Here is a 14,118-nt window from a genome sequence, read left to right on the forward strand (position 1 = left end):
CGCTTCACTCCTGACTCATGAAACGACAGATCACGTCCATGCTCGCCGGACTGGTGCTGGCCGCCGGATCGGCGCTCGGCGCGAGCCCGGCGACCGCGGCCGAGCCGGTTCCCGTGGAGTTCGGCACCGACTGGCACGACCCGCTGACCGCGGCGCCGGCCATCGAGAAGCCCGACACCCGATCCTGCGACGTCACCATCGCAGAGGCGCAGTTCCGCGATTTCACGCCGTACAGGGGAAGTTACGTCCCGCCCAAGGAGTGCGGAGACCGCTGGAGCAAGGTGGTGCTGCGCCTCGACGGAAAGGTGAAGGGCCGTCAGTACGACCGGCTCGGCTACCTCCGTATGGGCGGCGTCGAGGTGTTCCGTACGTCCACGCCCGAGCCCTCCGTCGACGGGATCACCTGGTCGGTGGAGAAGGACGTCACCCACTACAGCGACACACTGCGCCGCGAGCAGCCCGTCGACATGCTCATCGGCAATGTCGTCGACGAGACATACACCGGCGTCATCGACGTCAAGGTCACGCTGACCTTCTATGCCGCGAAGGGCAGTACGAAGGCCGCCGAAACGCCCGACAAGGTGGTCCCGCTGGAGGGCGCCACGCTGACCACGCCGCGTAACTCCGAGCGCATCGTCGCCGAGGTGTACGCCACCGGATCCGGCGGCGGCTGCGAGGAGTACTGGTACCTGACCGTGCCGGACACCGAGCCCTACTCGTGCAAGGCGGACAAGGGTCCGTACCGCGAGGTGCAGGTCAAGGTCGACGGCCAGCTCGCGGGAATCGCGGCGCCGTTCCCGACCGTGTGGACCGGCGGCTGGTCCAACCCCTTCCTGTGGTACGTCGTTCCGGCGCCGCGTGCCTTCGACGTGAAGCCGATCGAGTACGACCTGACGCCGTTCGCCGGCATCCTCAACGACGGGCGCGAGCACCGCGTCGAGGTGTCGGTCGCGGGCCTGCCCGACGGGCAGAGCGGCTGGAGCACGCCCACGAACGTCCTCGTCTGGCAGGACGAGGGCAGCGAGCACGTCACCGGGGCGCTCACGAAGCACGATCAGAGTGATCTTTCCAACTCGACGACGATCACGCCCGGTTCACTGAACCGGCTCGACACCAAGGGTGACCACCGGCTCACCGTCGCCGGCTATGTGAACACCTCGCACGGGCGCGTCGAGACCACCGTCTCGCGCACCCTCGCCAATACCTCGGCCCACCAATGGACGGAGGACGAGAACACCGACGGGCTCACGTCACGCTGGGACGACGACGAGACGGTGACCGTGGACGGCCGCGGCCCGGCGCGGGTCGCGCACACCCATCGCGTCTACACCATGGACGGCGAGACCACGATCGGCGCGGACAACCGGCTGCGCACCGTCCTCACGCTCGGGGACCGCGCGGACACCTCGGTCGTACGCGCCGGCAAGCGCATCTCCTGGTCGCGGCTCGACGACACGTACACCGGCGACGCCACCTGGACGCTGGGTGTCCCGCGTGACCAGCGCCATGCCGTCGGCACGTCGAGCGAGCGCTACCGGCTGGACGGGTCGGAGGGCTGCTACGACCGCACACTGCGAACCGAGCAGGGCATCCTGACGGAGGACCGTACGGGCTGCTGAGCCTACGCGGGGCCCGGCTGTGCGTGCCGGGCCCCGCGCTCTCCCACTCATGTGATTTCGACTGTCAGTTCGCTTCGACCGCGATACGCCTCCCGGATGAGAGCTTGCAGCCCGCCGCCCCGGATCAGCCCAAGGCCCCACGACCGTGCGCCTGACGTGCTGGCTGGCTAGACGCGGTCCTGGAAGACGCAGCTCCACACGTGCGTGCCCGCGACGCTGCCGTCGGCGCGCACCGCCTCCAGCGTGTAGAAGTGCGTGGTCCCCCGCGCGGCCATGGTGTCCGTGTAGGCGCGGGTCTCCGCCGGCAGCAGTCCGGATGAGCCCGGCAAGATCCGGACGACAGGCCCCCAGGTCCCTCAGACGCGGTCCTGGAAGACGGTGTACCAGGGGTACGTCCCCACCACGGCGCCGTCGGCCGTCACGGCCTCCAGCGTGTAGAAGTACGTGTTCCCCTTCGTCGCCGTGGCGTCCTCCCACGTCCGGGCGTCCGCCGGGAGCAGTCCGTCGTGCTGGGGCTCGTACGCCTTGGTCGCCGGGTTCCACCGGCTCACGCGGTAGCCGGTGACCGTGGCGCAGCGGGCCGTGTCGGTGCACTGCCAGTCGACGGACGGACGAGTGGCCGTCCGGTTGTGGCCCAGACTGCCGAGGCTCCAGTCCCGGGTGACGGTCACGGACGGCCGGACGTCGAGCTCGGTGGCCTCGACCACGGTGACCTTCGGGTCGCTCGGGTGCAGCGTGTTGCCCCAGTGGTCCTTGGCCATCACCGCGTACACGTGCGTCTCGCCGTCCGGCAGGTTGCCGCAGAGGATCGCGAGCCAGTTGCTCGTGCCCTCCGAGCAGGTGTCGGGGCCGAGCCACTTGACCGTGCCGTCGGCCTGCCGGACGCCCTTCCACACCACGTACTCGTCGATGTCGTCCTCGGGCGAGGCAGCCCAGCTCACCAGCATGCCGTCGTTGCGCGGGGTGACCTTCACGCCGGTGACCGGGCCGGGCGCCACGGTGTCGCCGGTGCGGACGACGACCGGCGCGGAGTACGCCGACTCGTTGCCGTACGGGTCCACCGCCGTGACGGCGTACGTCACGTACGTGTTCGCGGGCATGTCCACGTCGTAGCAGTTGCCGCCGTTGCTCGCCTCGTGGCTCTCCTCCGCGACGCAGGTCACCTGGGTGCGCGCGGTCGGGTCGAACGTCTTGCCGGGCGAGCGGTACACGCGGTAGTGCCCGCCGTTGTCCCAGTCCTCGAAGAAACCGTCGGGCTGGCTCCAGTGCACGTTGGTGTAGCCGGGACGGGCGCCGGCGGTGACGCCGGTCGGGGACTTCGGTGGCATCCGGTCGACGCCGTCGCTGGTGACCGTCGCGTACGCCCCCCGGTTGCCGGCTGCGTCGAGGGCCCGGACCCGGTAGTACGTGTTCGTGTTCACGGCGCCGCTGGTCCGGTACGACGTCGTGGTCGTCGTGCCGCGCAGCTCGAACGGTCCGGCAGCCGCGGACGAGGCGTACACCTCGTACTTCGCCGTGTCGGCGACTCCCTGCCAGTTCAGGGTGTCCCACCACCCGTCGCCGGTGGCGACCGTGAGTCCGGTGGGGGCGGCCGGCCCGGTGCGGTCGACGGTCGTCGCCGTCACGTCCGGGCTGCCGGTGGACTCGCGGCCGGCCTTGTCGACGGCGCGGACCTCGTACAGGAAGGTCTGGCCGGTGGCGGGCGGGGCGTCGACGAAGGACCGGGTGGTCAGCAGGGACGTCCCGCTGACCTTGGCCCAGCTGGTGGCGCTCAGCCGGCGGTACACGCGGTACCCGGCGAGGTCCATCTCCTTGTTGGCGGTCCAGCGCAGGGTGGTCTTGGCCGTCGTCCAGTCGTACGCGGCGGTGAGGCCGGTCGGGGCGAGCGGCTTGACCGTGTCGACGGCGGCCTCGGTGCGCGGGGTGTACGTGAAGGCGGCGTTGGCGGCGCCGGTCCATGCGACGTAGTCCACGCGGATCGTGTGCTTGCCGGCCGGGACGGTCAGGTCGACGGTCTTGCGGGCGGTGGTGGAGACGTTCTTCCACAGGTCGATCTTCCGCACACCGTCGACGTAGACGCGCATGCCGTCCTGCGTGGCGGCGGAGAGCCGGAAGGGGCCGCCGGAGCCGAAGTCACGGGTGAGGGACCAACGGACGGAGAAGTTGTCCTTGGGCAGCGTGACGCCGGCCGGGTCGCCGTACCCGTAGTTCTCGCTGATGGCGGTGTCGCAGGCGGTGAGCTTCGGCGTGCCGCTGAAGGTGGAGTTGCCGAAGTACTGCGCCCTCCAGACGGGAGAGGTGCAGGTGACCGCCGCGGAGGCGGGGGCGGCGGTGATCAGGCCGCCGGTGGCGGCGAGGGCGGCCGTCGCGGCCAGCGCGGTCAGCCGGGTATGAGTCATCACAGAGAGCGGGCCCCTTTCGGACCAATGGGAAACCTGTAAACAGGTGACGCCTGTGTGACCCATGAGGCGGGGGCAGGGTTGCCCCGCCCCCTCAGCTTTTTCACGGACGTTCGCCACGCGTCGGCCGTACCGGTGGACGTCAACCGTAGCGGCGCGGCGTCCAGGTGATCGTCCGGCCGTTGCCCCGCTCGACGGCCCGCGTCTGCGAGGAGCCGATCAGCAGCAGGGTGCGCGCATGGGCAACAAGCCGGGAGTCACCCCTTCGGGTGACCAGCCGCCTCGACCTTCCTACGAAATTGCCCGCCCGACTTCCGGGGGCACCTCATCCTTCAGTCCGCCGCATCCAGCCTCGCTCGACTCCCGGCATTTCTGGCAGTGCTTCAACCGCCCCGCGACGTCTGGCGTGGCCGTAGCACAATGTTCGGGCCGGCTGTACCCGATACGCCGGGTACGGCTGGCTCTTGGCCACAGCCGTGCAGCGCGTCGACGCTGCACGGGTGTGGGTGGTCAGATGTGTTGCGCCACGAAATCGGCGACCTGCGTGCCGAGTTGCCGGCCTGCCCGGTTGTCGATCGAGGTGTGCTGGCCGGCCCATATCCGGCTGAGCCACGCTTCGGTGGCGGCGCGCTGGAAGCCGGCGAAGGTCCGGGTGGCGCCCTTCGACGTCACCACGAGGTGGTGCTGCGCACCGTAGAACCTGGTGAGTGTCGTTGCCGCCGCCTGGCTGAGAGCGCCGTGGGCGGCGGGGTAGGACGGATCCGGGGCGGTCGGCAGCAGGGGGGTCCAGTTGGGATCGCCAACGATGCGCGGGTTGTAGTGCGTACCACCGAGCCGGAGGGCGGTCACGGGCCGCCATACGCGGTAGGCGTACTTGGCGTCGTACATCGCGATGGTGGTGTCGGCGAGGGACAGGTTGAGCTGGGCGAAGACCTTCACCGCCTTCTCCAGGCTTGCGTGCTGGGAGGTGATGAGGTCCTGCGCGATCTGATTCCAGACGTTCCAGACGGGCGCTGCCGCCCAGAACTTCCCGGCTGCGGTCTGATCGGGGGTGCGGGTGGTACTGGTCTTTCTCCCCAGGCTCTTGACCTCATTCAAGGCTGTGGCGTATTCGGCAGTGCTGACGGCCGGCGGCGGCGCCGGGCGGAACTGGCTTCCTTCGGCCAGCACGAACGGCTTGACCGAGCCCCAGTTGGTGAACACCGGTGTGGGGAAGTCGGGCGGTGTGGGCCGGTAGCCGCCGGCCACATTGCGGGGACTGAACGGCGGCGGCGTGGTCGAGGACCCATCATGGGATCGCAGGCTGATCAGCCGGCGGGCGACCTCGGCTCCCACGCCAATACCCGCCTGCTTACCGGGGCCGTTGGGAATCGCGGACAGCTGGCTGCTCAGCCGTTGGTCCACGCTTGCGCGCTTGGCCGGGTACAGGGCCACCAGCACATCGTGGGCCGCTTGGTCCGCTGCGGCGTCTGCGCGGGCGCCTCGCGGCGCCGGCACCGAGAACACGTAGGCAGGGCCGGCCCGGGTGACCGATACCACCGCGTCGTACTCGGCGGCCTGAAGGAGCGCGAAGCTGCGCGTGGGGTGAATGGTGGGCGGTTGGGCCTTCGGATCACTCAGGACGGTGATGAGCTCACGGTTCCACTCCACGACCGACATCCCAGAGGACCGGGCGGCGGCGCGCAGAGTTGGGGAGTGAGCAGGTGTGGTGGCGGTGGGCCCGAGGGCCAGACCAGTGAGTCCGGCTGTCAGCGCAGTTCCGGTCAGTGCAGCGAGTATCTTGTGCTTTCCGTCCATATGCTGTGGCTCCCTGTGGTGGGTGGTGGGCTGGGGCAACCGGTGGCCGTGCACTTCGACCACGTGAGCCACTTCGGGCCAGACGGTCAACGGGCACCACTGAGCGAGAGGGGAGTCCGCAGCGTGTGCCGCAAAGAAGTACTCCGGGCGCTTGCTCCGGAGTTCGACCGGGACGTGAAGCCGGTTCCCTCTGCCTGAGTCCCGTGCTGGGGCGGTCGTTGGAGTATCGCGACCGGACTCACCGGGGTACCGGCCCCTGAGGCGGCACGCGTCACCCGCACCCATGTTTCGAGGGGTCGACCGGGCGCGAGTGGTCCTGCAACCTGATCACCTCTTTGCGTCATCAAGGTCGCTTGCCAGATACAGCCTGCGGGGTCTCGAAGCACGCCGCAACTCCGGCCTGTGGTCATCTGCCTACAGTCGGCTGCGCCGGTTGCTGGTCGGTGCCCGACGAGCCCCGCCTTTCGCACTGGTACGACGGCGAGGTCAAAGCGCCGCCTACGGCCGCTTCCACTCGGGCACGAGCCGGCGCCCGGGACACGCTGCCCCAGACCGCGCATCTGCGGTCCGGTGAAGAGATCGTCCACGGCCGGCGCCTGACACTCACCCGTGACCAGTACGGTCTCACCATCGACGGGGCGGTCGTGGGATCCCTGCGAAGCCCTGGCGGCGCGCACCAACTCTTCGTCCACCACCGCAACGTGGACGCCAACGCCGCGGGCTTGTTCCGCCGCTGGGCGGATCACGCCCCGGCTCATGGGATCGCGCGCTGAAGGGGCGATTTCAGGCCACACCACAATGCCCCTTACGCTGCGACATGTCGGTCAGCAACGGTCGGCCGGAAACGAAGGGCGACACCATGACCTCAGAAGCCAACACACAGGGCACCGTCGATGCCACAACCGCCTTGCTGCAGGCGGAACTTCCGCGCCTGGAAGAGCACCAGCAGGCTCTGGAGAAGGAACTCGCGACGGTCACCGAACGCCTGGAGTCGGTGCGCACCGCTCTGACCGCTCTGCAGGCGCTGTCCACCACTCCCCTGGCACCGGCCACTGCGGTGGTCGGCAGTGAGCCGAGCGCCGTCCCCGCTCCGTCGGCGAACGCTGAGACGGAGACGGAGAACGTCGCCGCTCCTAAGATTCCGCGGCAGGCGCAGGGGCGCACCGACTCTGCCGTCGAGGCGGAAGCCCCGCAGGAGAAGGCAGCAGCCACCCCTGCTCGCCGTACGGCCCGGAAGGCACCCGTGGCCAAGGGCCGCAAGCAGGCGCCCGCCAAGCAGAAGAGCGAGCCGGCCAAGAAGGCCGTCGCCGCCAAGGCCACCAAGGCCGTCAAGCCCGCGAAGACCGTCAAGCCTTCGACGGCCAAGGCGCCGAAGAAGGCTGCGCCCGCCGAACCGGCAGTCGACGACAGCGGCAGCCTCACCGAGATGGCCATGAAGGTCCTGGCCGCCTTCGGCGACACCCCCGTCCGTGCGCGTGACGTCACGAAGGCCCTGGGACGCGAGCTCACCCCCGGCAGCATCAACACCGTACGCAGCACACTCGACCGGCTTGTCGGCACCTCCCGCGCCCACCGCGCCGGCCGCGGCCTCTACCAGGCCCCCGCCAACTGACGGCTCCCCTCGGGAGGAGCCGCGCGCACGCCCTCGTCACGGCCCGGAGGCCGTAACGGGGGCGAGGGGTGTTTCTCAGTCGCTGAGCTCCCTGAGGCTGTCGTCAGCCACCATCGAGCGCGACGGGCGGCGCCCCGTTGATCTTCGCGAACCGTTCCCGCCACGGGATGCGATCGGGCTCCGGTGCGGGGGCGCCGTAGAAGGTCGCGTACGCGGTGGACCGGCGGCACGGGGCGCATTCCGTCTCGTCTCCCAGGGGCCGGAAGACGTGTTCCTCGCCAGGGGCGGAGCAGGTGATCGGGGCGGCGGCCGGCGGGAGTTGAAGCAGCGGGGGCGGGGCCGGGTCCGCGGGGAGTTTCTGGACGAGGCGGTAGCGCAGGAAGCCGACCGCCGAGCGCACGCCGCCTTCCGGACGTTCGGCCAGCAGTGCCTGCCGCAGGTCGGACTCGCTCAGCCCGCGCTCCAGCCACTTGACCGCCTCCACGGCCAGTGCGCGGGCCTCGCGCATTCCCAGGTGCAGTTCGCGGCGCGTGTGGCGCAGCGAGAGCAGGACCCGTTCCGCGCGGGCCAGTTGGAGGGAATTAGCCGTCCCCGCCGCCGGTTCGGGATCCGGGTCCGTCGTCGGCTCGGCTTCGGAGGGTGGGTGGGGAGTGGTCTTATCACTGTGGTCTTCTACCGGTTGATAGTCACCGACCCTCCGAGCGGTCGGTTCACCGACCGCCGGAAACTGCGTACTCGGTGGCGGGGTGACAGGTGGGGCCCCTCGCAGGTGTCCTGCCTGCTCACTCGTCAGGGGGTTGTTCGCGACCAGTTGCTCGGTGACCCAGCGGCCTCGGTCGCCCTGGCTTCGCCACTCGTGCACGTACCCGTGCGCGACCAGCTGTTCCTTCGCCTTCTGGTACGCGCGGCCCTTGATGCCCAGTTTCCGGGCGAGTTCGCTCAGGGGCTTGCAGGGGATCCCTTCGGGAAGGCCCTGGACGTACAGGAGCAGGATCTTCGCGTCACTGCTCAGACGCGGATGGCGCACGACATCGTGCGATGCCTTCGTGAAGCGCCGGGACGGCGCGATAGCATGACGCAGCATTTCCGGTGGGTCCTGTCCACTGGTGATGAAGGCCCTCGGTCGGTGTTGGTGCACCGCCGGGGGCCGCTCCATGTGCGCGTGTACACACGGAGCGTGATGGTTTCGTCACCGTACCGCACTGCCGCCATCTCCCACCATGTGAACGGGACTTCACGCCGCACCCCCGGTGTCTGTCAGGCACCCAGCACGTGCGCGGGAAGGATCTGTTGGGGGCGGAGCGGTCGTGCATCGGCGAATTGAGGTCCGCCCCGCCGGTGACCTGTGGTCTCCGGCGGGGCGGACAGTCGGTACGGGGCGCGGAAATTCGCCTGTTCGCGCGTGATCAGATGCGCACCGCGGCCTGGTAGCTGCCGATGGTGTTCATCGACTCGTAGCGGACGTAGGCGCCCGGGTACGGGGCGTGCAGCACGGTGTTGTTGCCCGCGTAGAGGCCCACGTGCTGGGTGTTGCTGAAGAAGACCAGGTCGCCCGGCTTGAGGGCGCTGCGCGCAATGCGGGTGCCCTGGTTGATCTGGGTGTACGTGGTGCGGGTGATCTGGGCACCGGCCTGGGCGTAGGACCACTGGGTCAGGCCCGAGCAGTCGAAGGCGTTGGGGCCGGTGGCGCTGCGGACATACGGCTTGCCCACCCGGGTGGAGGCGGCCTGGAGGGCGGCGGCGCCGAGGGCGGAGGCGGGGGCCTCGTTGCCGAGTTCGACCCGGTCGCCGGCGGCGCGGCTGGCGCGCTGGTCGTCCTCGGCCATCTTGGCGCGCTCGGCGGCGGTCAGGGTGTTGAGCAGGCGCTGCGCCTCGGCGAGCTTGCCCTGGGACTTCTTCTTGTTCTCGCCGAGCGTCTTGCGGACGTCCGCGAGGTCGCCCAGCTTGTCCTGGGCCTCCTTGCGCTGCTGCGCGAGGGCCCGCTGCTTCTCCTGGATCTTGTCCAGCGACTCGGTCTGGTTGGCCGTCAGCTGGTCGAGGGCCGAGGCCTCGTCGAGGAAGGTGTCCGGGTCCGAGGCGAGGAAGAGCTGCACGGACGGGTCGATGCCGCCGGAGCGGTACTGCGCGGCGGCGAGCGAACCGAGGCCGCTGCGGAGCGTGTTGAGCTCCTGCTGGCCGCGGGCCACCTTGTCCTGCAGCGCGCCGACCTGCTTTTCGAGCTTCTGCTGCTGCTCCTTGGCCCCGTTGTACTTCTCGGTGGCCTTCTCCGCCTCGTGGTAGAGCTTGTCGACCTTCGCCTTGACCTCACTCTTGGTCGGCTTGGGGTCGGCGTGGGCGGCCTGGGAGGTCAGGGCCACGGCCGCGGCGGCGGTCGCGGTGAGCACGGTCACACGGGCGCGGCTCGGCTGCTTGGGACGACGGTGGGACGCCACGAAGGCGAGCTCCTTCTTCCTCTGAGCCGCCTACCGGGCTGTGGGGGGAACTGAATCCCCGGCTCCGTGCAGGTCACGGACTCGGCGGTTCCTTCACTGCCACCCCGGATGGGTGATCAATCGCGCGAAGGTTCGAAACCCGACCTTAGTAACCATCTTGTGATCAGTTCAATCTCCACAGGAAGAATGTCGACACACGAGGTACTTCTTTACTCGCCTCACACGTCGTGTAGCGGCGACTTGACGGTCTGTTCCGTCATTTCCGGCACGTCGCGACAAGTCTCACCAGACGCGCGAAAGCCGCTTCAGGAGCAAGAGGGACGCAACGGGCTTGGCCCCGCCCTCCGCCACCCCGTCGGCCACCTCGCGATCGGTGGAGACCACGGCAGGCCGTCCGGACGGTGTTTCACGGCGGCCCCGGCGCCGGACTCCTCCCAAGCTCTGCGGTCGCTGAGCTTCAGGCCCGGAGATCGTCTCCCGGGGCCCACGGCCCGTCTTGATCGCTTCGTGTGTGAGGTTCAGCTTGCCGCTGGTGAGCTCGGCCTGCCAGATGCTGCCCACCTGGACGGGGTCCACGGGCGGGACCGCCGGCGCACCGACGCCGCGGAACGCTTCTTCGGGCAGATGGACGTGCTGCTGCTCCCCGCGCTCAGTCGGCCGGCGGCGCAGGCCGAACGCTGGGGCGTCACCGGTGGACTCTGCGGTTGCGCACCGCCTTGATCGTGACGGTCACGGCCACCCCCACGATCACGATCAGTGCGATCGCCCCGATCGCCCGGTCGCCCTGGTTGAAGATCGTCGAGCCCAGCATCAGAGCGACCGTCAGCACGAACTGCACCACCACCCACAGCACGACGAGGCTGATGGCCACCCGGATGACGAACGAGAAGCGCGGTCGCCTCAGGTCCCGTACGGCGTTCTCCAGGCGTGCCAGGTCCGAGGCCATGCGCTCCTGGCTCTTCTCCAGCGCCGCCAGGCGTTCTTCGAGTTCAGGGGTGGTCATGGGCATGACTCTACGTGGCAGGGCGGCCGTGGGCCATCACCGCAGGCCGGGGCTGCGGACGGGGTCCGTGCCCCGCAACGGCGTTGATGGAGCTGTCGGCGCCGCCTCCTACGGGGGAGGCATGACGACGTCCTCTGCCGACTTCCAGCCGGTGCCGGTCCGGGTGGCGCTCCCCGACAGCCGGGCGTTCTCCGGTCAGTGCCGCCCGTGGTGTGGCGCGGCCGACCGCAAGAGCCGATCGCCCGTACGGTGAGCCGGTGACGCGTCTTCTTCCGTGGCGACACCGACCCGACCGGGATGCTCGTGCGTCTCCGCGGACGGACTACGCGGGAGCCGTCTACGGATCCCTCCTGGCTGCCTCCGTGATCGCCGCCACGGGCGCGGTCGGCGAGTTCCCCCGCCTCGAGACCGTCGTACTGCTGCTCGTCACCGGATTGGTGTTCTGGGCCGCCCATGTCTACGCGCGCCTCGCCGGTGAGAGGTCGACCGGCCGGTCCGTCGACTGGTCCGAGGTACGCCGGGTCGGACGGAGCGAGTGGTCGATCGTCGAGGCGGCCGTGTTGCCGGCCGCCGCCGTGGGCCTCAGCCCGCTTCTCGGACTGGGCCTGAGCGCCACCTGGTGGCTCGCCCTGGCGGTAGCCGTGGTGCAGCAGGTGACGTGGGCCTGTCTCGGTGCCCTTCACGCCGGTGCGTCGCATCGGCAGGCGGCCGTGGAGTCATTGGTCAACCTGCTGCTCGGACTGGTCATCGTGGCGGCCAAGGCCGCCCTGGGTCACTGAGGCAGCTGTTGGCCGCCTTCATGGCGACGTATCACCTCACCGTGATCCATCACAAGGTCATGTGAAGACACGGCCCAGGGCCTCTCCCCGGGGGAGGGGCGCGAGGAGTGACGCGGCCCCGTCAGCGGTAGTCCAAGCGGGCCCTGAACTCCTTGATCCGCGCGCGCGGTTCGCCGGGCCCCTCCAGACGCGCGTCGTGTCCCGCGCGCCGGGGACCACGCGCACCGCACCGGCGGACCGTGCCGCCCTCAGCCCGTGATCAGGGTCTGGAGCGCGGGTGCGTACAGGTCCGCGAGGTGTTCGGGGGTGGCCCGTGCACCCGCGCCCTCGCGGTGCAGGCTCAGGGTGGCGCCGAGGCCGAGGAGGTGGCCGGCGATCAGTTCGGCTCGCAGGGCGCGTTCGTGGCCGGGGAGGCGGGCGGTCAGTGCCTCGGTGACCTGTTCGTGGAAGCGGTCGCGCAGCAGCGAGCGTTCGTCCCGGTTGCCGAGGGAGAACACCACGCGCAGCAGCGGGTCCGTCTGCTGTTCCCGGCGGCGGCGCACGAGCGTGATCACCATGTGGCGGCCGAGCTCGTCCAGCGGGGCGTCGAAGAGCTCCTCGGCGGCCGGGCCGAAGTCGGCGACCGTGTTGAAGAGTTCTTCCTTGCGGCCGAAGTGCTTGACCACCAGGGAGGGGCTGACTCCCGCGTCGGCGGCGATCCCCCGGATGGTCACCTCCGCGTACGGGCGCTGGGTGAACGCCCGCCGGGCCGCCCGCAGGATCGCGTCCCGGCCCGTGCCGGGGTCGACGGGGGCCGGAGCCGGAGCGGTGGCCTGGCTGCCGGTCATGCGCCCTCCTGGATCGTGATCGTCCGCGCACCGCCCTTGCGGTCGCCGCGGCTCTCTCCGACCGTACCCGCCCCGGACCTGCGCCTGCCGGGCAGGAACAGCGTGGCCGTCAGCGCCAGCAGCGCCGCGCCCGCCGCGATCAGGAAGACCAGCTGATACGCGTGGAGCGTCGGAGCCGTCCGGCCGCCCGCCCGGAACGTGAGGTTGGCCAGGACGGCGGCCACCGTCGCGCTGCAGAACGCCTGCCCGATCGATCTCATCAGCGTGTTGAGACCGTTGGCCGCGCCCGTCTCGCCGACCGGGACCCCGCGCATCACCAGCGCGGGCAGCGCCGAGTACGCGATGGCCGTGCCCGACGCGACGACCGTCGCACCGGCGATGATCAGCCACAGGCTGTGGCTGGTGAAGTACCGCACCATGTAGCCGACGGCGATGATCCCGGCCGCCAGCGTCAGGCTGACCTTCGGTCCGTACGTCGCGGAGATCCGGGCCGAGACCGGCGAGAGCGCCACCATCATCACGCCGCCCGGCAGCAGGCACAGTCCGCTGACGACGAGCGAGGCGCCGAGCCCGTAACCCGTCGCCTTCGGCTCCTGCACCATCTGCGCGGTGACCAGGGAGTTGGCGTAGAAGGCGAAGCCGATCAGCAGGGCGGCGACGTTGGTCAGCAGGACGGCCGGGCGGGCCGAGACCCGCAGGTCGACCATGGGCGTCGTCACGCGGAGCTCGTACGCGCCCCAGAGCAGCGCCACCACCACGGCGGCGACGAGCAGTCCGACCGTGCGGACCGACGTCCAGCCCCAGTCGGCGCCCTGGGTCACCGCGAGCAGCAGACAGACCAGGGCGGCGGACAGCCCGAGCGCACCGACGGCGTCGAAACGGCCGCGCGAGCGCAGCGGGGACTCGGGTACGCAGCAGAGCACCAGCACGATGTCGACGAGGCCGATCACTCCCGACACCCAGAACATGGTGTGCCAGTCGAAGTGCTCGACGACGAGCGCGGCGACCGGCAGCCCGACGGCCGCACCGATGCCGAGCGTCGAACTCATCAGGGCGACCGCGGAGAGGACACGCTCGGGCGGGAGTTCGTCGCGCAGGATGCTGATGCCCAGCGGTACGACGGCGAGCGCGGCGCCCTGGAGGGCGCGGCCGGTGATCAGTACGCCGATGTGTGAGCTGACCGCGCACAGCACGGAACCGATGACCAGCACCGCGAGCGAGGCGACGAGCACCCGCCGCTTGCCGTACATGTCGCCGACCCGGCCCAGGACGGGCGTGAAGACGGCGCCGGTGAGAAGGGTGACGGTGACCAGCCAGCTCGCGGCGGCGGGGGTCGCGCCGGTGAGGGCCGGAATGTGCGGGAGGAGCGGGACGACGATCGTCTGCATGACCGCGACCACGACCCCGCAGAAGGCGAGGACGCCCACGGCGAAACGGGGGTGGTGCGGGGTCGGGGTCCGGGCGGCTGCCCCGTCGGGGGCAGAGGTGTCCGCGGGCATGCGATCTCCGTGGGGTGCTCGGCGGTGGCGGCGGAAGCCAGGGGGTGCACAGATGTTCACCTCGTAGGGTAAACGCTTGTGCACCCCCTGGCGAGTCGGAGTGTCCGCCCGCCGCGTTAGCCTCGGAAGCCACAGCAAGGGCCACGACACG

At 70.1% G+C, this 14,118-nt stretch carries 13 protein-coding genes; 5 read left to right on the top strand and 8 right to left on the bottom strand.

The genetic code is table 11. The annotated features are described in order from the left end of the window. The first annotated feature begins 17 nt into the window (after window positions 1–17). Window positions 18–1,619: a peptide-N4-asparagine amidase gene (locus tag AB0I23_RS06045; protein WP_359107246.1), complete on the top strand. Its 1,602-nt coding sequence runs from the start codon at window positions 18–20 to the stop codon at window positions 1,617–1,619. A gap of 167 nt (window positions 1,620–1,786) precedes the next feature. Here AB0I23_RS06045 and AB0I23_RS06050 read toward each other — a convergent pair whose 3' ends face one another. From AB0I23_RS06050 to AB0I23_RS06060, 3 genes are all read right to left on the bottom strand, one after another. Beyond that, window positions 1,787–1,948: a hypothetical protein gene (locus AB0I23_RS06050; RefSeq protein ID WP_359107248.1), complete on the bottom strand. Its 162-nt coding sequence runs from the start codon at window positions 1,946–1,948 to the stop codon at window positions 1,787–1,789. A gap of 27 nt (window positions 1,949–1,975) precedes the next feature. After that, window positions 1,976–4,018: a PA14 domain-containing protein gene (locus tag AB0I23_RS06055; RefSeq protein WP_359107250.1), complete on the bottom strand. Its 2,043-nt coding sequence runs from the start codon at window positions 4,016–4,018 to the stop codon at window positions 1,976–1,978. Window positions 4,019–4,528: 510 nt separating this feature from the next. Further along, complete coding sequence (locus tag AB0I23_RS06060) at window positions 4,529–5,815, bottom strand: vanadium-dependent haloperoxidase (protein WP_359107252.1); 1,287 nt, start codon at window positions 5,813–5,815, stop codon at window positions 4,529–4,531. 443 nt (window positions 5,816–6,258) lie between these two features. On the opposite strand from AB0I23_RS06060, the gene AB0I23_RS06065 reads away from it, so the two are divergent. Next, on the top strand, window positions 6,259–6,588 hold the full coding sequence (locus AB0I23_RS06065; protein ID WP_359107254.1) for a hypothetical protein: 330 nt from the start codon (window positions 6,259–6,261) through the stop codon (window positions 6,586–6,588). 86 nt (window positions 6,589–6,674) lie between these two features. After that, entirely contained in the window at window positions 6,675–7,427 is a 753-nt protein-coding gene (locus tag AB0I23_RS06070; protein WP_359107255.1) for a hypothetical protein, read from the top strand. 103 nt (window positions 7,428–7,530) lie between these two features. On the opposite strand, the gene AB0I23_RS06075 is transcribed toward AB0I23_RS06070, so the two are convergent. The 3 genes from AB0I23_RS06075 to AB0I23_RS06085 form a co-directional block, all read right to left on the bottom strand. Next, a complete protein-coding gene (locus AB0I23_RS06075; protein ID WP_359107257.1) occupies window positions 7,531–8,511 on the bottom strand; it encodes a hypothetical protein in 981 nt (326 codons plus the stop codon). Window positions 8,512–8,833: 322 nt separating this feature from the next. Continuing rightward, window positions 8,834–9,859 (bottom strand): C40 family peptidase, encoded by a 1,026-nt coding sequence (locus AB0I23_RS06080; RefSeq protein ID WP_359107259.1) that lies wholly within the window; start codon window positions 9,857–9,859, stop codon window positions 8,834–8,836. A 685-nt stretch (window positions 9,860–10,544) separates the two neighbouring features. After that, on the bottom strand, window positions 10,545–10,862 hold the full coding sequence (locus AB0I23_RS06085; RefSeq protein WP_359107261.1) for a hypothetical protein: 318 nt from the start codon (window positions 10,860–10,862) through the stop codon (window positions 10,545–10,547). Window positions 10,863–10,983: 121 nt separating this feature from the next. On the opposite strand from AB0I23_RS06085, the gene AB0I23_RS06090 reads away from it, so the two are divergent. Both AB0I23_RS06090 and AB0I23_RS06095 read left to right on the top strand, forming a co-directional pair. Then, complete coding sequence (locus tag AB0I23_RS06090; protein ID WP_359107263.1) at window positions 10,984–11,115, top strand: hypothetical protein; 132 nt, start codon at window positions 10,984–10,986, stop codon at window positions 11,113–11,115. Between the two features lie 109 nt (window positions 11,116–11,224). Continuing rightward, a complete protein-coding gene (locus AB0I23_RS06095; protein WP_359107265.1) occupies window positions 11,225–11,641 on the top strand; it encodes a hypothetical protein in 417 nt (138 codons plus the stop codon). Window positions 11,642–11,889: 248 nt separating this feature from the next. On the opposite strand, the gene AB0I23_RS06100 is transcribed toward AB0I23_RS06095, so the two are convergent. Then, the gene (locus AB0I23_RS06100; RefSeq protein ID WP_359107266.1) at window positions 11,890–12,468 is read right to left on the bottom strand and encodes a TetR/AcrR family transcriptional regulator; all 579 of its coding nucleotides are present in this window, start codon (window positions 12,466–12,468) and stop codon (window positions 11,890–11,892) included. Next, the gene (locus AB0I23_RS06105; protein ID WP_359107268.1) at window positions 12,465–13,967 is read right to left on the bottom strand and encodes an MFS transporter; all 1,503 of its coding nucleotides are present in this window, start codon (window positions 13,965–13,967) and stop codon (window positions 12,465–12,467) included. The genes AB0I23_RS06100 and AB0I23_RS06105 overlap by 4 nt, the downstream gene beginning before the upstream one ends. Window positions 13,968–14,118: the final 151 nt, after the last annotated feature.

The sequence above is a fragment of the Streptomyces atratus genome, from assembly GCF_040655115.1.
Classification (GTDB): Bacteria; Actinomycetota; Actinomycetes; order Streptomycetales; family Streptomycetaceae; genus Streptomyces; species Streptomyces atratus_D.

Excerpts from the sequence above, each read along its gene's own strand:
- AB0I23_RS06045 (WP_359107246.1), top strand. The coding sequence starts at position 18 with ATGAAACGACAGATCACGTCCATGCTCGCCGGACTGGTGCTGGCCGCC.
- AB0I23_RS06055 (WP_359107250.1), bottom strand. The coding sequence starts at position 4,018 with ATGACTCATACCCGGCTGACCGCGCTGGCCGCGACGGCCGCCCTCGCC.
- AB0I23_RS06060 (WP_359107252.1), bottom strand. The coding sequence starts at position 5,815 with ATGGACGGAAAGCACAAGATACTCGCTGCACTGACCGGAACTGCGCTG.
- AB0I23_RS06070 (WP_359107255.1), top strand. The coding sequence starts at position 6,675 with ATGACCTCAGAAGCCAACACACAGGGCACCGTCGATGCCACAACCGCC.
- AB0I23_RS06075 (WP_359107257.1), bottom strand. The coding sequence starts at position 8,511 with ATGCTGCGTCATGCTATCGCGCCGTCCCGGCGCTTCACGAAGGCATCG.
- AB0I23_RS06085 (WP_359107261.1), bottom strand. The coding sequence starts at position 10,862 with ATGACCACCCCTGAACTCGAAGAACGCCTGGCGGCGCTGGAGAAGAGC.
- AB0I23_RS06090 (WP_359107263.1), top strand. The coding sequence starts at position 10,984 with ATGACGACGTCCTCTGCCGACTTCCAGCCGGTGCCGGTCCGGGTGGCG.
- AB0I23_RS06100 (WP_359107266.1), bottom strand. The coding sequence starts at position 12,468 with ATGACCGGCAGCCAGGCCACCGCTCCGGCTCCGGCCCCCGTCGACCCC.
- AB0I23_RS06105 (WP_359107268.1), bottom strand. The coding sequence starts at position 13,967 with ATGCCCGCGGACACCTCTGCCCCCGACGGGGCAGCCGCCCGGACCCCG.